14 protein-coding genes are annotated in these 19,093 nt (G+C 39.1%); 2 read left to right on the forward strand and 12 right to left on the reverse strand.

Annotated features, from left to right (window positions below; translation table 11 throughout):
- Nucleotides 1–26: 26 nt before the first annotated feature.
- Genes C9J40_RS09495 through matP form a run of 3 tightly spaced genes read right to left on the reverse strand, consistent with a single transcriptional unit; the run spans nucleotide 27 to nucleotide 1,303 of the window.
- Nucleotides 27–425: a PPC domain-containing DNA-binding protein gene (locus C9J40_RS09495; RefSeq protein ID WP_107246651.1), complete on the reverse strand. Its 399-nt coding sequence runs from the start codon at nucleotides 423–425 to the stop codon at nucleotides 27–29.
- A gap of 55 nt (nucleotides 426–480) precedes the next feature.
- Nucleotides 481–786, reverse strand: a complete 306-nt coding sequence (locus tag C9J40_RS09500) for a DUF3634 family protein (protein WP_107208154.1) — start codon at nucleotides 784–786, stop codon at nucleotides 481–483.
- 52 nt (nucleotides 787–838) lie between these two features.
- Nucleotides 839–1,303, reverse strand: coding sequence for a macrodomain Ter protein MatP (gene matP, locus C9J40_RS09505; RefSeq protein WP_107208153.1), 465 nt, complete (start codon nucleotides 1,301–1,303; stop codon nucleotides 839–841).
- A gap of 193 nt (nucleotides 1,304–1,496) precedes the next feature.
- On the opposite strand from matP, the gene C9J40_RS09510 reads away from it, so the two are divergent.
- The gene (locus C9J40_RS09510) at nucleotides 1,497–3,230 is read left to right on the forward strand and encodes a Lon protease family protein (protein WP_107246653.1); all 1,734 of its coding nucleotides are present in this window, start codon (nucleotides 1,497–1,499) and stop codon (nucleotides 3,228–3,230) included.
- 68 nt (nucleotides 3,231–3,298) lie between these two features.
- Entirely contained in the window at nucleotides 3,299–3,814 is a 516-nt protein-coding gene (gene fabA, locus C9J40_RS09515) for a bifunctional 3-hydroxydecanoyl-ACP dehydratase/trans-2-decenoyl-ACP isomerase (protein WP_107208151.1), read from the forward strand.
- 317 nt (nucleotides 3,815–4,131) lie between these two features.
- Here fabA and rmf read toward each other — a convergent pair whose 3' ends face one another.
- The 9 genes from rmf to C9J40_RS09560 form a co-directional block, all read right to left on the reverse strand.
- Entirely contained in the window at nucleotides 4,132–4,305 is a 174-nt protein-coding gene (gene rmf, locus C9J40_RS09520; protein ID WP_005367875.1) for a ribosome modulation factor, read from the reverse strand.
- 172 nt (nucleotides 4,306–4,477) lie between these two features.
- Nucleotides 4,478–6,463, reverse strand: coding sequence for a DUF3466 family protein (locus C9J40_RS09525; protein WP_107246654.1), 1,986 nt, complete (start codon nucleotides 6,461–6,463; stop codon nucleotides 4,478–4,480).
- The gene (locus C9J40_RS09530; protein ID WP_107208149.1) at nucleotides 6,463–8,397 is read right to left on the reverse strand and encodes an ABC transporter ATP-binding protein; all 1,935 of its coding nucleotides are present in this window, start codon (nucleotides 8,395–8,397) and stop codon (nucleotides 6,463–6,465) included. The genes C9J40_RS09525 and C9J40_RS09530 overlap by 1 nt, the downstream gene beginning before the upstream one ends.
- A gap of 5 nt (nucleotides 8,398–8,402) precedes the next feature.
- The gene (locus tag C9J40_RS09535; RefSeq protein ID WP_107246656.1) at nucleotides 8,403–8,654 is read right to left on the reverse strand and encodes a glutaredoxin family protein; all 252 of its coding nucleotides are present in this window, start codon (nucleotides 8,652–8,654) and stop codon (nucleotides 8,403–8,405) included.
- Entirely contained in the window at nucleotides 8,648–10,792 is a 2,145-nt protein-coding gene (gene rlmKL, locus C9J40_RS09540; RefSeq protein ID WP_107246657.1) for a bifunctional 23S rRNA (guanine(2069)-N(7))-methyltransferase RlmK/23S rRNA (guanine(2445)-N(2))-methyltransferase RlmL, read from the reverse strand. The genes C9J40_RS09535 and rlmKL overlap by 7 nt, the downstream gene beginning before the upstream one ends.
- A 985-nt stretch (nucleotides 10,793–11,777) precedes the next feature.
- Nucleotides 11,778–12,317 (reverse strand): cell division protein ZapC, encoded by a 540-nt coding sequence (locus C9J40_RS09545; RefSeq protein WP_107246659.1) that lies wholly within the window; start codon nucleotides 12,315–12,317, stop codon nucleotides 11,778–11,780.
- A 254-nt stretch (nucleotides 12,318–12,571) separates the two neighbouring features.
- Nucleotides 12,572–13,582, reverse strand: coding sequence for a quinone-dependent dihydroorotate dehydrogenase (pyrD, locus tag C9J40_RS09550; protein WP_107208146.1), 1,011 nt, complete (start codon nucleotides 13,580–13,582; stop codon nucleotides 12,572–12,574).
- 348 nt (nucleotides 13,583–13,930) lie between these two features.
- A complete protein-coding gene (locus C9J40_RS09555; protein WP_107246661.1) occupies nucleotides 13,931–18,754 on the reverse strand; it encodes an NAD-glutamate dehydrogenase in 4,824 nt (1,607 codons plus the stop codon).
- A 112-nt stretch (nucleotides 18,755–18,866) separates the two neighbouring features.
- Nucleotides 18,867–19,091, reverse strand: coding sequence for a DUF2835 domain-containing protein (locus tag C9J40_RS09560; RefSeq protein WP_006645627.1), 225 nt, complete (start codon nucleotides 19,089–19,091; stop codon nucleotides 18,867–18,869).
- Nucleotides 19,092–19,093: the final 2 nt, after the last annotated feature.

Consider the following 19,093-nt stretch of genomic DNA (forward strand, 5'->3'; position numbering starts at 1 on the left):
TTATCTTTAACTTGTTATTATTCGCTTCACTTTGCACAAATTTTCAGCTCATCAAATCGTGTTGATTCGTCATACTCTCGGTTAAATAATAAATTTGTATAACTCGCAATACAAACTTCTGCAGTATAAGAAACAATGCTTCCATCAACAAGATGGCCACCTATTACCTGCCCTTTTTTATCAGCTACCGAAATATGAAGATGGACATGCTGTGGTGTTAATGTTCCTGATAATGTAAGAATTTCCAGAGGGCCAGAAACCTCTATTGTCTTAGATTCATCAGCCAATCGTATAATCACTTTAGACAAACAACCAATGCCTGAAAGTAAACTTCCTGCTTGGATCTTATTGTCTTGTACAAAGTGCAGAATACTCTTTTTAAGATCTTTACCTTGGGTTAATCGAAACGCGTATGGAATAATCACAATTGACTCTTTTAAATAGTAAGTGTAATAAACGTTTTATTACACTTACTTCCAATTAAGCACGTTTGCCCTTTTTAGTTGAATGAGAGCTATGAGGGAAAACATTACGAATACGTTGCTTTGTTTTACTTGGAATATCCTTTGAAAAATCAATTTTTGTAGTGAATCGATTTTTATAAACTTTGATATGACCACTAAAAGGTGTTTTATGTGCGATCTCTTTACATGCGGTTTGAAAGCCAGTCGGTACACTCCCTTTCGTTTTTATCAGTTCGCCATTTTCAAATTTCAAAACCATAATAGGACGATCTTTAAAGACGATAAAAATAACAACTACTGCTAAAACAAGTACATATTCCATTTGCTTACTCCTTAAACGTAACCTTTAAAAGAACAGCAACCACCAAAAAACGTTATTTATCAAAGGATTCAATGTTCAGTAGTTCTGTCAGGTTATTCTTGATATCACTAACCTGTTTGTTAGCTCGCTCTGTTCGGTTACTTTCACTGATCAAATATTCGATAGTATCGGATAATGTAGAACCTAACTCTTGCGATTTTTCTGCCAACTTTTCCCAAACACGGAAATCTAAATCGATTGATTTTTTTCGTGTATGTACTTGTTCTGCATTAAAATGGCGCTTTCTTTTTGCTCGAATCGCTTGTTTTAATTTATTTTCAAGCGCAGGAGACATATTTGAACCAATCCATTCAATCACTTTTGTTGGTTCGTGTTCAATATCGAAAAGAGCCTCAACAGCAGCTTCTGCTTCACTGCGATCAATAAAGCGTGTAATTGATTCGCCTTCCTTGTGTTTTTTTACTAAATAAGCCCATTTCCAACCGGATTCAAGATTTTCAAGCTGCTGATATTTCATAAAATTACAATTTTCTCATCGTCAACGAAAAACGCGTTACAGTGTAACTCTGGCATTCTTAAATAACAATCACCTATATAGAATAACCGATTGTTTTTATGAAACATAAATATAGCTCATAAGTTTCTATTATGAGCTCTTTGATTGTTTTATACTGCTTACCTTTTCACAGTAACAATAGAAAGCTAAATTTATGCATGAAGAATCTTGGCGTACAATGTTTCCTGATTATAGCCAGTACCAAACAACTCTAGAACATTATAGTAATCTTGAACCCGCGACAGTTGGTACTCTTCAACCTCGACTATCAGATGCCGTACGCCGCTTCAGCGCGCTTAATTTACAGCCTCGTATTCTACGTATTACGGCGCCTGATAACACGTTGTATCGTGACTATATTATTGAACTCATAAAAAAATACCAATATCAAAGTAGTAATAATACATCTAGCTCACAAACGAGTGAAAATGAGCAACCGATCATCATCGCGGGTGATGATATTACTGCTGAAAAACTATTTGGTGCCGTCTATCCTGCTCTAGAGTCAAATAGTTTAGCAAAACCAAGCGTTAAGCATGGTTTATTACACCAAGCAAATAATGGATATTTGATTTTATCAATCACCGCCCTTCTCAGTAATCCATCGTTATGGCCGCGTTTAAAAAGCGTACTAATGGACGGCATGCTAGATTGGGAGGCCGCTAACAAAAAAGTACTATGCCCCTTACCTGCGCCTGAGAAGGTAAATGTAAAACTGGTAATCATTGGTGATCGTCATTTAATGGCAGAACTTGATCATGCTGAGCCTGATCTTGCCGCTGGTTTTGCTATGTACGGTGAATTTGAACAAGATCTCTTATTAAACGAATCCAATCTTGAAGAGTATCTTCGTTATATAAAGGCGATTATTACTCATCATAAACTGCCAGACTTGGCTGATACGGACGCTGTAACTGCACTGCTATGTGCAGGTGCGCGTTATGCTGAAGATCAAACACGCTTACCACTTTGTTTGCTTTGGCACCTAAATCTATTGTCTGAAGCAAGTATAGAGACAGACGGCAAAGTTTTAACGGCAACGAATATTAAAGCATCACTTCGCGCTAAAGAATATCGTGAGTCTTATTTGCCAGAACGCGCTATTGCTGATATTCACCATGGCCAAGTCCTGATTGCTAGTGAAGGTAAAGAAGTGGGTCAGGTTAATGGTTTAACCGTGGTTGAAATGCCTGGACACCCAACAGCCTATGGCGAGCCTGCTCGTATTTCTTGTGTGGTTCACTTTGGTGACGGCGATATTTCTGATGTCGAACGTAAAGTTGAACTGGGCGGAAATATTCACGCGAAAGGCATGATGATCATGCAAGCGTTTGTTGCAACAGCGCTAGATTTAGATCAAGCCCTGCCTTACTCAGCGTCCATTGTTTTTGAACAGTCATACTCTGAAGTCGATGGTGACAGTGCCTCTCTTGCAGAACTCTGTGCATTAATGTCTGCATTATCTTCACAGCCTATTAATCAGCAAATAGCGGTAACCGGTGCTGTTGATCAGTTTGGCCGTGTACAAGCTGTAGGTGGGATTAATGAAAAAATCGAAGGCTTCTATAAAGTGTGTGTTCATCGAGGGTTAACTGGTAATCAGGGTGTTATATTACCAAAGACTAACTTGAGTAACCTTTGTTTAAATGATGAAGTCATTGAAGCAATAAAAGCGAAGCAGTTCCACATCTGGGCAATAGAGAACGTTGATGAAGCGATCCCTCTTTTAACGGATAAGCCATTCCGTAGCGAGAATGATGAAGATGAAACGATTTTATCTTTGATTGAAGAAAGAATTGATTATTTCCACCATGGTGACCTTTCAAATGAGATTGGTCTGTTAAATCGCCTACGTTTACGTATATCTAACTGGTTTGTCCAGAACTGATCCGAGTTGTTTAGCTTACACGTGTAAGCTAAATTGCTCCCATACATTTGAAGGAGTAATTGATTCTAATGACACGCCAGCATTCTTATACACACGAAGAACTTGTCGCTTGTGGCAACAGCGAACTATACGGTCCTGACTTCCCATCATTACCATCAGATAACATGCTAATGATTGACCGTATCGTAAATATCACCGATAAAGATGGTGATCACGGCAAAGGTTTTATTGTCGCCGAATTAGATATCAATCCTGACTTATGGTTTTTTAACTGTCACTTTAAAGGTGATCCTGTAATGCCTGGTTGCCTTGGTCTTGATGCAATGTGGCAACTAGTAGGCTTCTTCCTTGGTTGGTCTGGCGGTGAAGGCAAAGGTCGAGCACTGGGTGTGGGTGAAGTTAAATTTACAGGTCAAATTCTCCCGACAGCCAAAAAAGTAACTTATGAAATTCAGTTTAAGCGTGTTATCAACCGTAAGCTAATCATGGGTGTTGCTGATGGCCGTGTACTGGTAGACGGTAAAGAAATCTACGTTGCTAAAGATTTAAAAGTGGGTCTTTTTAAAGATACTGACAATTTCTAATCAGTGTGGCGAATCTAAATACTCAGCCCTGAGGCATTTATGTCTCGGGGCTTTTTTTATCCACCAGCATAATAACCTTGTATCTCTTCTACGTACTTATCCGTTACATGACTCTGACAAATCAACGAATTAAAAATAATAACACTCTTTAGTTTGCAATCACAAAAACAAGAAAATAGCCATTAATACTCATTTGATTGCAGTCTCTGTAATGTGTCTTAAGTAGATAAATCAAGAATGCTATCATTTCTTATTATGCATAAAAAAGCCCCTTCTCCTAAGGGGCTGCAGAATAGGGTTAACCATGAGGGAGGTTATTATTTGTAGAGACCTTGTTGTAACTCTTCTCTAGCGTCTCGCCAACCACCTAGCCAGTTAGTACGGGCATCTGTACCTTGGTACGGACATGCATCTGTAGAACGGCCATTTAATCCGGCTTGATAACCTCGAGCCTGCGCACGTTCTAAACGATCCCGCTTTTGTCTCTTCATAGTTCGGTCCTCATCCTTATCTGTATATTACTTTTCATTATCATTACATAATGATGGAGTTTTTATGTCTCCACTTATAAAAATGGGTTATTTCGAACAATTTATCAAATTTAAAAACGAAACAAGCCCACAAAATGTGAGCTTGTTGGTATAACATAATTTATTTTAAAAATTACTTACGGCGTCTGAAACCAATAAAGCCTAACGCTGTCAAAGCCAAAATGCCAAGCGATCCACCAGAACGTTTTACTGGCTCCTCGTCTTCTGTTTTACGAACAATAATATCTTTATCCGTCGCATTTGCCTTAGGAACAAGCTTAATCGCAACCTGCTTTTCAGTCACAGAACACTGCGCTTCTTTAGTTAAGTTTTGATAACCACCAGCACAGTAATTTGCTGTTGCTGAAATAACACCTGCGTCGTTAATATCGGTTGCAGAAATAATACGGTAAGAGTTTGCAACCGTATTCGCTGCACCGCCATCATTGGTTAAGTCATCTAGCATCCATACACTACCAGCCTTTAGAGGCCCTTGCGCTGTAGAGCCTGCAATGTAGGTAAATGCACGATGACGACGCTCAGAGCCATCAATTTGATTCTTCGTTTCTGAATCAACCCAACCTACAACCTGATCATTATCATTAATTGCTGTTGCATCACCATTTGAACCACGGAAGAATAATGGGCTTATAGATGTATCAAGGAACTTAGTCTGGTTCGTTGCTTTATCAAAGATAAACATTTTTTGTGGAATCGAACGGTTTTCAGCATTATGACTCTTTGCAATACCAACAACTTTAAAGCTCGAGTTGATGTCGTTAGCCATTGTGTATTGATAATTACGATCATCGCCAGTTGAAATATTTAAGCCAGGAACAAAAGTTTGTGTCCATTTCGTTAAATCAGCACTAGGTTCAAAGTATGCGGCTTGCATAACATAAGAATCATTACTATTGGTATCGCGAGATGCATAGCCTACAGCAACAGGAGCGTTATTGACCATAGCAACCGCATTAGCAGATGCCTGTGAAGAAACATCATCATGATCAGGGTCAACAGCTGCTAAATTTGAACTAATAACACCTGATTTAACAAGATTACCTGTATTATCAACAACCCAGAAAGCAGCTGCATTAGCAAAAGTACTAAACTGGCACTCAAACGTACTGTACAGATTAGAAGGATTATTCACACATTTAGCGAAGGTATCTTTGTTGAAACCTAAACCTATATTAATGTTATCTGTATTTGGCTCTCGCGAATCAAGATTTTGAGTAAATGTTTGACCAAAAGAAGATGAACCCACAACTAGCAAATTACCGTCAGTCGTTTCTACTGCCCCATTCGCTGTCGTCTGCCCCATATTTTTAACAAATGCATCGCCCGATACAGGCGCTAATAATGATACTGGGGTACCATCATTATTTACAAAACCACGTTTAGCAAAAGCACGAGGATTTACCGAACCATTCTTAAATACGGCTGAAGTTGACGTACCAAAACTGTAATTACCCACGATACCTTCAAGAACGGCATCAGTAGTATTTGCTTCGATATCACCTAGTGTTTTATCAATTGAAGTATAACCACTAGCTTCATCAGCTTTGGTTGTAACAGCTACACCATTTTTAAGTGCAAGAGCATTTGAATGGTAACCATTTAACCATGTCTGTTGAATATGTTGTAGACCACCTAAACCTTGACCGTCTTGAACATCATCAATATTGTAGTCATAACCGTAATACTCATTATCAGCCCAAACATTACAGATGTTGTAGCCTAAGTTATCACGACAGTAACTATATAACCCATTCCAATCATCAATGAACTGACGATTCTCATTATATGCTGTGGTATCAGATAACGGCGTACCTTGAGTACCACGTCGAACGGTTCCCGCAACATCATATGAATCAGCATTACAGTTGTTACCTGTAAAGCAATTGTCGCCTTCAGCAGATGGTTTAATACCCGTAGTAAAAGCTGAAACAGGTGTACTATCTGCATTTGCCTGTGCACTCGGGAAATATGCTTGAGCTGCAAGTTGATCTGATCCTGCAGTTGAAACAGGGACAATATCATAAACAGCAGCGCTAGCTTGAGAGGCACCAGCAACGAGGATTGCAAGTGTTGATAGTTTTAACATCTTATGTGGCATTAGGATTCCTTTTGCATCGCTTCCAATTCTTCCCATCGTTCAAAGGCAACTTCAAACTCTTCTTCAAGCTTAGCTAAACCTGTAAGGATGGCTTGTGTGTCATTTTTCGGATCGGAGAAAAATGCAGGATCATTAATTTGTTCCTGAATTTTCGCGATTTCATTTTCCAAGTCTTCAATTTTTTGCGGCAAGCCAGCTAACTCATGTTGAAGAGTAAAAGATAGCTTCTTACCTGCGCGTTTAGGTGTAACATCTTTTTGCTTTTGTTCTTGAGCAGCTTTCTTGCTCTTCTCTAATTCGATTTTTGCAGCCTGCTCTTTTGCTTGATTGGCATAAGAATTCGCACGCTGAGATTGTGCATCATGGTAACCGCCAACGTATTCGTTAACAACGCCCTCACCTTCAAAAATCCAGCTTGTAGTCACAGTATTATCAACGAATTGACGATCGTGACTCACTAAAAGTAACGTACCTTGATAATTGGCAAGTATATCTTCTAAAAGTTCCAATGTTTCGATATCTAAATCGTTCGTTGGTTCATCAAGAACCAGTAAATTATTTGGTTTTAGGAACAATTTTGCCAACAATAGTCGGTTCTTCTCACCACCAGACAGCGCTTTAACTGGCGTACGAGCACGACGAGGGTGAAATAGGAAATCTTGTAAATAACCTAGCGCATGACGAGTTTTACCGTTAATTGTCACTTCTTGCTTACCATCAGCAAGGTTATCCATTACGGTTTTCTCTGGATCGAGAATTTCACGGTACTGGTCAAAATAAGCCACTTCTAGCTTAGTACCACAGTGGAAGTCACCCTCAGTTGCTTGAAGTTTATCCAGCATCAGTTTAATTAAGGTACTCTTACCACAACCATTAGGGCCAATTAAGGCAATGCGATCGCCACGCATAACATTAAAGCTAAAATCTTTAACGATTTGCTTATCGCCATAGCTATAACCGATATTCTTCGCTTCAAAGACAATCTTACCTGAACGGTTCGCGTCTTGTAGCTGCATATCCGCTTTACCTACAACATCACGACGCTCTGCACGTTCATTGCGCAATGCTTTAAGTGCACGAACGCGACCTTCGTTACGAGTACGACGCGCTTTAATACCTTGCCTTATCCACACTTCTTCTTGTGCTAGTTTTTTGTCAAATAATGCGTTTTGTTCTTCTTCTACACGCAATAACTCAACTTTTGCCTCTAGGTAACCTTCATAGTCACCAGGGAAAGACACTAATTGGCCACGATCTAAATCAACGATACGAGTCGCCATAGAACGAATAAATGCACGGTCGTGCGAAATAAAGATAATTGAACCACGGAAGTCTTTTAGAAAACCTTCTAACCATTCAATCGTTGTTACATCAAGGTGGTTTGTTGGCTCATCAAGTAACAAAATATCAGGATCACACACTAGCGCACGAGCAAGTGCTGCTTTACGTTGCCAACCACCAGACAAATCAGTAAGAAGTGTATTCGGTTCAAGCTTCAAGCTTTCAAGTACTGCTGCAATACGCGTATCTAACTGCCAACCGTTATGGTGATCAACTTGCTCCTGAATACGCGATAGTTTATTAATGTTTGCTTCACTAGGATCGGCGGTGACAAGGTCCAATTGGTGATGGTACTCACGCAGAACACGACCTGCATCAGCAAGACCTTCCGCTACATAATCAAATACAGACCCTTCCGCATTACGCGGTGGATCTTGCTCTAAACGAGAAACCACCAGCTCATTTTGACGTTGAATACTACCGTCATCGAGTAATACGTCACCAGCAATCACTTTCATTAATGTTGATTTACCAGCGCCGTTACGGCCAACAAGACAAACACGCTCATGTGGCTGAAGAAGAAATTCTGCTTTATCGAGTAAAGCATGATCGCCATACGCTAGTTGAGCGTTACTAATTTTTATAAGTGCCATCGTAATTAACCAAGCTTATTTGTTATTAACCATGTTTTTAATGAATCTGTATCAAAGGGCCAGCCCAATTCAGGAACATTACGATCATGATTTTGAATAGAGAGTACAGGTATAGTTACACCGTAACGAGAAAACAGTGCGTCATCAAATGCGATATCAACAATATCAACTTTATCTTTAAGTCCAACCTCTACGAGCAGACGGTATGCCTGCTCGCAAAGGTGGCAGCCTTCCGTGCTATAAAGTGTGATTAACACTCGTCTTCCTTGTGAGTAATAATCCAACAGTTATGGATTTGCTTATTCTTAGCAAAGTCCATTGGCAATGTTTTATTTGAGATATTCTTCGCCTGTAAGCCAAGTTCATTAATCTTATCTAAATCCATCTTGAACTGACGTTTATTGTTTGAGAAAACAATTTGACCATCAGGACGTAGCATGCGCTTTAGGTTTTCCATTAACATGATGTGATCACGTTGAATATCAAACGTCTGCTTCATACGCTTAGAGTTAGAGAACGTTGGTGGATCGATAAAAATCAGGTCGAAAGTATCATCAACTTCTTGTAGCCACTGTAAACAGTCAGCCTGAACATATTCATGTTGTGGGCCTACCTGATTATTAAGCTCCATATTCTCTTGAGCCCAACGAAGGTAAGTATTCGACATATCAACGGTAGTTGTTGTCTTTGCACCACCGACAGCAGCATGAACAGTTGCAGATCCTGTATAAGAGAACAAGTTAAGGAAATCCTTACCTGTTGCCATTTGGCCAAGCATACGACGCGTAATACGGTGATCAAGGAACAAACCTGTATCTAAGTAATCATAAAGATTCACTTTAAGTTCAACACCGTACTCTTCAACAATCATGTGGCGCTCTGCACTTGATAGCTTCTGGTATTGGTTCTTACCTTTTTGACGCTCACGGACTTTAAGAATAACTTTATTGCTTTCTACACCCGTTACTTCAATTGTCGCACGCAACACATCCATAATACGACGACGTGCTGTTTCTTCAGAAACAGATTTAGGCGCTGCATATTCTTGGATAATTAAGTAATCTTTGTACTTATCAATCGCGGCATTGTAGTTAGGTAAATCAGCATCGTAGATACGGTAACATTCGATACCTTCACGTTTTGCCCATTTATCTAACTTAGTAATGTTCTTTTTAAGACGGTTCGCGAAATCAGGCGCGACCTCTTCTTGAACGATGACACCCTCAGATTGCCCTTCTTCTTTCTGAACACTACCTGCAGTGATCAAATAAGTTTTAAGTACACAATCTAATGCGCCGTTACGAAGCTTAAATTGCTTGTCTGCACGCATACGCATACAACTTAACAATTCGTTCGAACCTGAATAAATGGCAGCAACAGAACCCGCAAAAGCGAGTTTTAAACGGTTACCAAATTCTTTGTACAATGCAATAAGTTCAGGGGTTGTACCTAAACGTTCACCATATGGAGGGTTACAAAGAATAATGCCTGTTTCGAACCCTTCAGGGCGAACAAGCTGTGTGGCATCGCCATATTCAAAATCAATCAGATCTTTAACACCAGCACGACCCGCATTATCACGAGCAATCGCTAATACACGACGATCCATTTCACGACCAAAGAACTTGGTCGTGACTTTTGCAGGACCACGACGAGATTTAACCGTTGCTTCTGCATGGATCTCTAACCAAGCTTCTTGGTCAAAGTCTTTGATTGATTCAAAGCCCCAACACTTACGTTTAAGACCTGGTGCAATTTCAGCGGCTATCATCGCAGCTTCAATCACTAAAGTACCTGAACCACACATTGGATCTAACAATGCTTGTTCTGGTGTCCAGCCACTTTTCATAACAAGTGCAGCAGCATGGGTTTCACGCAGTGGTGCTTTACCCGCTTCACTACGGTAACCACGTTGGTGTAAACCGCTACCTGCCATATCAAGACCAAGAATACCTTTCTCACCAGATAGACGCATATGAATACGTAGATCAGGACGCTCACGGTCGATATTAGGACGACGTAAATCCGCTTTTGTAAATCGGTCTACAATCGCATCTTTAATTTTCATTGCACCGTATTGGCTATTACGGATTTCGCGGTTAGTACCATTAAAATCGACCACAATACGTGTATTGCTATCAAAATAGTTCATCCAGTTGATAGCTGTTGCACCTAAGTACAAGTCCATATCATCACGAACGTTAAATTCACTCAGTACTTGAATGATACGTGATGAGATTCGTGTCCATAGACAACAACGGTAAGCTGTTGCTTGTTCTGCTTTGAAACGGACACCGGCATGCACAACTTGAATGTTCTGTGCACCTAATTGTTCTAATTCATCCGCAAGCAAATTTTCAAGGCCGCGGGAAGTAATCGCTAGATATTGATTCATGGAGTTCTTTTCACACTAATATTGCGAGGAATTATAACTGAAATCACAAAAAATGCCTCGTCAAAACCATAATGAAATGGCTCATTTAGGAAAAAAAATTCATTCTTCAATCAGTACGTTCTCAATCAAAGAGGATGTAACAACAAACATCTTCACTTACCTGCAAAACTTGCGACCAATACAACGCTAAAAGTCATATTTAACGATTCTCATCAAACAAAGAACAAATCATTAATCTGGAATAATGAAAACCACCCTCAAAGCAATTTCTCACCCTGAGTGACATTTGATTTATCTTTAACATTCAAGAAATTAAAATTTTTTTACGCTAAATACCCCTATTCAATATTATCACCCGCCCTTTGGTGGAATAAATTATTCCAACGCTATTACACAACCACTACTTCACTGTTAACGCAGGAAAAAGAGGAAGGGATTGTCAATCAAACGTAATGTAACAAAGAAATTAACGTCATAATCCATCAGGTTTTACTTAAATAAAGCAGTAAGAATTGTCTGGCTATATATAAGAATTTTGAGATCTATGACATATTTTTAGTGTAATTTTTAACCAGAAAAATGGTGGATATACCTTGCTGAGTAGCAATGAAGTCAGTTAACGAATACAAATATACGCTCTAACCTATCTTGAATACCTACAAGGAAGCGTAACTATCACGAATTACAGAAATTGATGATGCGGTATGTAGATAACAGTAGTTATGTTGTTATCGTTAGTTACAAAGAAAATGGATATAAAAATGAGAGATTTGGACGATAACTATCTCAATAAAAGGTGATATCTTTCTCACCATCTAATAGAGAAAAGCATGCAAATATACTAAGGGAGGCCGTACTAGACAGCATAAGAAAGATAGCAAATTAGCCTAAATTTAATGGGCTTTTACTACAAAAGATAACAAATACTGCTATCTACCGGGAGACTGATAAGGATATACGACAAAAATATGAGATGAAGAAACGACTAACCGACAAGCGCAAAATGTCGCTGTTCAGTTTCTACAAAACAGGGAGCCATTCGATCATTCATAACTTTAATGGTTTCGCAGAACTCCATGCTTTTAAGGCCGTCTAAATCAACAGTAGCAACATCAGCAAGCATACAGAGACTCGCGACCCCACTGTTTTCAATCACAACGTAATGGGCAGTACAAGAAGCCGTCATTAAAGTAATAACTTGTCCCTGTAACGGCTCTACACCTTGTTGAGGTGCGAAATACCAACTTTTTGGCATCATAGGCTTATGGAAACGTCGTGCGGCTGTAGCATTTAATGCTAATTCACATTTTCTAGCTGCAGAAATTGGCAGATGAGCAATCTGCTCTTGGAAGTTTTGATAAGCTTCAATATCATCAACATTAAAAAAATCACTTATTTTAGCTTCTGGGGTAAGCAGCTTACTTGGTAACGATACACGGAAAAGCATATCGTCATTCAACTCAAGCATGAGTGAATTCATTTCAGCGTCAAAATACCATTTCCATGAATTATCTGGCTTTAACACGTTCTTACTCCTGAAAGACAGTGATTTATTTTGTATCTGTGATCATATGTTTAAATTTTAGCTTAATTCTACTCGCGTATTCATAAAATAAAAGGGGAAAATAGCGGTTCTATCACGAGTAAATCAGATGTATATTTGATACAAATAGACTAAGTACATAATTAAAAACCCAGCCTAGTATTCACTAAGCTGGGTTTTCGTATGTCAGAAGATATTTAAATTTAATACTTCAGTACGAGAGCGATAGCCAACAGTTAAAGACCGTTTACAATATCTTTAACTAAACGTGGGCCATGATAAATAAAGCCAGAATAAACCTGTACTAGGCTTGCACCAACCATCATCTTCTCGCGAGCAGCCATTGCAGAGTCAATACCACCGACACCAATGATTGGTACTGCGCCATTTAATGCTTCTGACATTTTTCGAATAACTTCAGTACTCTTGTTTTGCAAAGGACGACCGCTTAAGCCCCCCGCTTCATCACAATGTTCCATCCCTTGAACCAAAGAGCGATCCAATGTGGTATTTGTTCCAATCACACCATCTATATTATTACGGATCAAAGAATCACATACCTGTTGAATCTCATGATCATCAAGATCGGGAGCGATCTTAAGTGCTAGAGGAACATACTTATCATGTTGTTTCGCTAATTCAGCTTGTTTAGCTTTAAGCTGGGAAAGCAGATCATCTAAAGCTTCACCATATTGTAAGCTACGTAATCCCGGTGTATTCGGTGACGAAATATTTACAGCAATATAACCAGCATATTGATAAACTTTTTCCATACAAATAATGTAATCTTCAACACCCTTTTCTATCGGTGTATCTTTATTTTTACCGATATTAATACCAATGATGCCGTCAAATTTTGCTTTCTTTACATTCTCAACAAGATTATCAACACCAAGGTTATTAAAACCAAAACGGTTGATAATGCCTTCTGCTGGGATCAAACGGAAAAGACGAGGTTTATCATTACCAGGCTGTGGACGAGGTGTCACGGTCCCTACTTCAACAAAGCCGAAACCCATTTCACCAAATGCATCAATACATTCGCCGTTTTTATCAAGACCAGCCGCTAAGCCAACAGGGTTTTTGAATGTAAGCCCCATAACTTCGACAGGACGTGCAGGAAGATTTTGTCGGTAGAAAAGTTCTAATGGAGTGCCAGTAAAGCGAGAAAAGTTCTCAATAGCGAGGTCGTGTGCTTTTTCAGCATCCAACTGAAAAATAGCAGAACGTGCGATGCGGTATAACATTGTAACTCCAAAATAAGTCCCGAATAAACGGGATGGTATTATTCACAGTTATTCTGTTAACTTCAATCGTTATTTTTTTGATTATTGTCAATAAAACAGTAACTTAGAAATTAAACCTTTGTTTAACAATAAGTTATAGTTTCGTAGTTTCACAAATTATTACACATAAAAGCAATCGTTTTCTTTTTAGCTCTGAAAAAAGTAACGTATTATTTTTATAACCTTATTGTTAATACTTAAATAGTGACAATGTAACATAATAACATCGTAAAAAAGTTACATTGTCACCATATATGTTACACCGTAGCTTATACCATCTTATTAGGCGGTGACTATAAAGTACACTGACTACTGTATCGGCCTTGAGTTGAGATTTAGAATGGTTAATTCACGTAAAGCGACAGAGAACTTTGCAAACTCATGCGCATTACCGACTTTAAATTCAGCCAGTACACTCTCCCATCGATCAACCGCTTTTTTATGTTGTTCCATCCATAGTGATATACTTTCTTCTGGCTTAGCAGTACTTGTCATTATAACCGCTGTTGTTAATTGTCTTTGTTGCCAATCTAGATCTTCACGAAATGAAGCTCTTGCTAATGCTTGCCAATTATTCTCAACAGCTTGGTTTTGAATTTGCTTTAAGAACCAATGAAGTGATAGTTGCGCTCCTAGTACAAAGTACACTCTTGCAATATGCGATATGTTAACGTCCATTTCTTTTGCAATTTGCGCTATATCCATGGCTGAATATAAACTGGTTAAGCGTGAAATGTTTTTGGCCAACCGCTCAGGTACCCCTTTGCGGATCATTTCATTCGCTTGCTCTTCATGCTCTACCACTTCTTCAGTTACAAGGTAACTATCTAATTCATTTCGTAACTGCTCAACAAAAGGTTGATAGAATACAATTTGTTGTTCTATACCTAACTTGTGCTCTCTATTGCGTAGGAACCATCGTGTGACCCGACGCAACATACGCCTTGAACGATAAAGCATGTCATATTGCGTTTGTGCTGAAACTTGATTATCTAATGCTCTAATTTCACTAAAAATCTGGTCAAACTTAAAGATCTCACGCCCTATTGAGTAAGAGGCTGAAATTTCATTTATCGTTGCCCCCGTTTCTTCTTGCAGCCGAGTAACAAAATTGCATCCCATTTCATTCGACATCAAATTAGCTAATGATGTTGCGATTAATTCACGTCGTAATGGATGGTTTTCCATTTGTGATCTGTAGTTATCTTGTAAAAATTGAGGGAAGTAAGCAGGTAAAAGACGGGAATGATAAGGATCACTGGCTATATCGTGATTAACGAGTTTTTCTTTTAACACCATTTTACCGTAAGCCACCAGCACAGCAATTTCTGGTCGTGTTAAGCCAATCCCTGCCTTTTCACGCTCTACTAATGTTTCATCATCAGGTAAACATTCCAGGCTTCGATCCAATTTGCCCTGTCGTTCCAGTAAATGAATAAACCGCGTTTGTTCCTTTAATAGTTGTACTTGCTGTTGCTCTGTTACTGAAATAGATTCACTTTGGCGATAGGCATCATCTAATACAATGTCAGCAACCTCATCTTCCATCTTTTCTAAAATACTATTACGCTGTTTAAATGTCAGCTCATCAGCGGTCACTAGGCTATTGAGTAAAATTTTGATGTTCACTTCATTATCTGAGCAATCAACCCCACCAACATTATCGATAAAATCGGTATTCACTCGACCACCAGCTTTCGCAAATTCAACTCGACCTAACTGGGTTAAGCCTAAGTTTCCCCCTTCACCTACAATTTTTGCTGCAAGTTGAGAACCATTAACCCTAACAGCATCATTGGTGCGATCACCAACATCGGTGTGAGTCTCTTTAGTCGATTTTATGTATGTTCCTATACCACCATTCCACAATAAATCGACCTGCATTTGTAATATAAGATGTATCAACTCATTAGGTGTGCAACTTTGCTTACGCGTTTGCAGTAAAGTTTGCACAATAGGTACAAGCTTAATCGCTTTACTTTTACGTGAAAATATCGCCCCACCTTCAGATAAAACTTCACGATCATAATCTTCCCAACTCGATCGTTTAAGTTCAAAAAGACGTTTGCGTTCTAACCAACTTGCGGCAGGATCCGGATCTGGATCAATAAAGATATGCTGATGATTAAAGGCCGCTAATAAACGAATATGTTTTGATAACAACATCCCGTTACCAAACACATCACCCGCCATATCACCAATGCCGACACAGCTAAAATCTGTTGTTTGGCAATCTATACCTATCTCTCTAAAATGCCGCTTAACTGACTCCCAAGCTCCTTTCGCTGTTATTCCCATTTGTTTATGGTCATAACCATTAGATCCGCCAGAAGCAAAGGCATCACCTAGCCAAAAATCATAATCAGCAGCCAATGAATTGGCGATATCTGAAAATGTTGCCGTGCCTTTATCCGCCGCAACCACTAAATAAGGATCATCTTCATCATGACAAACGACATTTGCTGGTGGATACCGTTTACCCTCTAAGATATTGTCTGTTACATCAAGCAGCCCACAGATAAAACGTTGATAACAATGTAATCCCTCTGCAGCTATCTCTTCACGTGTTGTTAATTGAGGCTGCCGTTTGCAAATAAAGCCACCTTTCGCACCAACAGGCACAATTACCGTATTTTTAACCTGTTGTGCTTTGACTAGTCCTAATATTTCTGTGCGGTAATCTTCTTGCCTGTCTGACCAACGTAAACCACCACGCGCAACTTTTCCCCCGCGCAAATGGACACCTTCCACATCGGGGGCATAAACAAATATCTCGTAACGAGGAATTGGAGCTGGAATTTCAGGGATAGATGATGGATTGAGTTTGAGTGATAGCCATGCTTTTGGCTTACCGGTATCTGTTTTTTGATAAAAGTTCGTTCTGAGGGTTGCTAAGATCATATCCATATAACGACGAATGATCCTGTCGTCATCTAAACTCTCGACATTCTCTAATCGCTCTACGATCTTTTTGATCAATAACTGTTCTGCTTTCTCACTATATTTCGCTTTGGGATCAAAGCGTAATTTAAACAACGACACCAAATAACAAGCTAGCTGACAATGATTAGACAGTGTCTCTTCTATATACTGCTGGCTAAATGGAAAGCCAACTTGTCGCATATAACGAGCATAACTGCGCAATATGGTAATTTCTCTACCAGACAAACCAGAACGCAGCACTAAACGGTTAAAACCATCACTTTCAAGCTCTCCATGCCAAATATCAGAAAAAGCATTTTGAAAACGATCTCTTGCTTCTGATAGGTCAAATCCATTTCTAACATGATGTAACATCGCAAAATCTAAGATCCAATTAACGACACCATCCGCAGTGATCACTTGATATGGTGATTCACCAATGACCCGCAAACCTAGATTTTCAAGCATTGGCATAACATCAGATAAATGAATCGGTTCATTACGGTGAAAAAGCTTCAATTTTACAATCGATGAGTCTGCTGATTCCTCTTGTGGTCGATAAAATAACATGCCTAATTTATTATCTTCATTCAGCCCTTCTAGCTGTAAAACATCTGCTACTGCAGAGCCAGGTAGCATTTGCTCTTTATAAGATCGAGGAAAAGCACGCGCATAATTTTTGGCAATTGGGATCCCTTTGCTTTCGCCAAAGTTAGCCACTAACGACTGGGTTAAACGATCTTCCCACGAGGCAACAGCGACAACTAAATTATGCTCTATCGATTTAACATCTACATCGAAATTATTGTTCTTTACCCTAACGATGTAGTGCGTACGAGCTAATGGACTCACAGAAAAAAAGGTTGTGAACTCAACAGTTTGTGATGAACCAAGATAGTCTTTTAAAACACTTTGGATCTTACGCCTAAGCTCCGTGTCATAACGCTCTTTGGCAACATAGACCATGCAGGAAAAAAAACGCCCAAAAGGATCCCGTCTTACAAACAATCGCAGCATGTCACGATCTTGCATTCGTACTACGCCTACTCCCACCTCAAGCATTTCCTCTTCTTTTGCTTGAATAAGTTCATCTCTGGGATAAGTTTCTAATACATTATTGAGCGCTTTCCAAGAATGCGAGCCTTCCGAATACCCACTGGCGTTGAGTATTCGTTTTACCCGATTACGGATCAATGGAATGTTCATTGCTGTTTGATGGTAAGCCGTCGACGCATATAGACCAATAAAGCGATGTTCACCAATGACATTACCTTTACTGTCAAATCGTTTAATACCGATATAATCAATGTAAGCGGGACGATGAATACGAGATTTAGCATTACTTTTGGTGAGAATAAGCAGATCGGGCTTTTGCGCTTCAATACGCGCTGATTCAGGTAAACTGGATAAATTAAGTGGCCGTGCATGGCGCGGCTTTTTAAGTAGACCAAGCCCGGCCTCTTGCGTTGGTCTCAATTGATAATCACCTTTTATCGGCTTTAGGTCGTAACAGTGATAACCCATAAAGGTAAAATTATGATTGGCAACCCAATCAAGAAATTCAATCGCTTCCTCGCAGTATTGATTTTCAACAGGTAATTTTTCTGTTCTTAGACCTTTGATAATTTGATGCATTTTATCTTGCATCCATTGCCAATCATTCACCACTAATTCAATGTCTTTAAGCACCGCTTCAAGTTCATCTCGCAATATCGCCATTTGATCATTTTTTGTAAGACGATCTACTTCAATATGAAAAAGTGTCTGTAGATCCCCCTTATCACCGCACGCCTTAACGATGTTATTTTTTTTGTCGCGCTCAAAATAATAAGGACCATTCAGCATTAAATGGCTAGTAATATCTAATCGATTTAACGTCATACGTACAGAATCAACCAAAAAGGGTTTATCTGGCATAACAATCTCAACCACGGTGTGGGTAGATTTCCAGCCATGGCGACTTAATGTGGGGTTATACACACGAACGGATATTTGTTGCGGATTATTTTTAACCAGATGATGCCATAGGCTCAGCACAGCACCATATAAATCAGATTCGTTACGTTGTAATAAATCATCTTCAGCCAATTGATTTAATAGGCTTTTAGCAAACACATCAACTAAAGGTTGCTGGGTGTTATCAACTTTGGATTTTATTAAGCCATATACTTTTTCAAGTAATACAGGAACCACATTGTCTGGTGCATTCATAAGAAAATCCCATAACTTTTACTACCTTAGGTAAGTATAGGTATGCAATTTTCTGTCCGAGTTTCAAATAAAATACATGATAACAATTTAGCTATGATAAGAGATGTAAACACTAATCAGACAATTTAGTTAATGTAGTCAGTTTATTATTATCATCGACAGCAACTTGAAAACGCCCTCGTACACCCATTTGCGTTAAATACGGACGTAAACGCACAGCGGGCAATTGAAGTTTTAATCCATTCTCTGTCACCACAACAGCACTACTTGCTGCACCAGAATAGTGTTGTAAGAAAACTTGATAACTAATATTTACTCGAAAAGTAAAGCTTCGCATAA

The organism is Photobacterium sp. GB-72 (genome assembly GCF_003026095.1).
Taxonomy (GTDB): domain Bacteria; phylum Pseudomonadota; class Gammaproteobacteria; order Enterobacterales; family Vibrionaceae; genus Photobacterium.

Coding starts and splice junctions, on each gene's coding strand:
- rmf (WP_005367875.1), bottom strand. CDS start 4,305: ATGAAGAGACAAAAGCGGGATCGTTTAGAACGTGCGCAGGCTCGAGGT.
- C9J40_RS09560 (WP_006645627.1), bottom strand. CDS start 19,091: ATGCGAAGCTTTACTTTTCGAGTAAATATTAGTTATCAAGTTTTCTTA.
- C9J40_RS09500 (WP_107208154.1), bottom strand. CDS start 786: ATGGAATATGTACTTGTTTTAGCAGTAGTTGTTATTTTTATCGTCTTT.
- rlmKL (WP_107246657.1), bottom strand. CDS start 10,792: ATGAATCAATATCTAGCGATTACTTCCCGCGGCCTTGAAAATTTGCTT.
- C9J40_RS09530 (WP_107208149.1), bottom strand. CDS start 8,397: ATGGCACTTATAAAAATTAGTAACGCTCAACTAGCGTATGGCGATCAT.
- fabA (WP_107208151.1), top strand. CDS start 3,299: ATGACACGCCAGCATTCTTATACACACGAAGAACTTGTCGCTTGTGGC.
- C9J40_RS09555 (WP_107246661.1), bottom strand. CDS start 18,754: ATGAATGCACCAGACAATGTGGTTCCTGTATTACTTGAAAAAGTATAT.
- C9J40_RS09510 (WP_107246653.1), top strand. CDS start 1,497: ATGCATGAAGAATCTTGGCGTACAATGTTTCCTGATTATAGCCAGTAC.
- pyrD (WP_107208146.1), bottom strand. CDS start 13,582: ATGTTATACCGCATCGCACGTTCTGCTATTTTTCAGTTGGATGCTGAA.
- matP (WP_107208153.1), bottom strand. CDS start 1,303: ATGAAATATCAGCAGCTTGAAAATCTTGAATCCGGTTGGAAATGGGCT.
- C9J40_RS09525 (WP_107246654.1), bottom strand. CDS start 6,463: ATGCCACATAAGATGTTAAAACTATCAACACTTGCAATCCTCGTTGCT.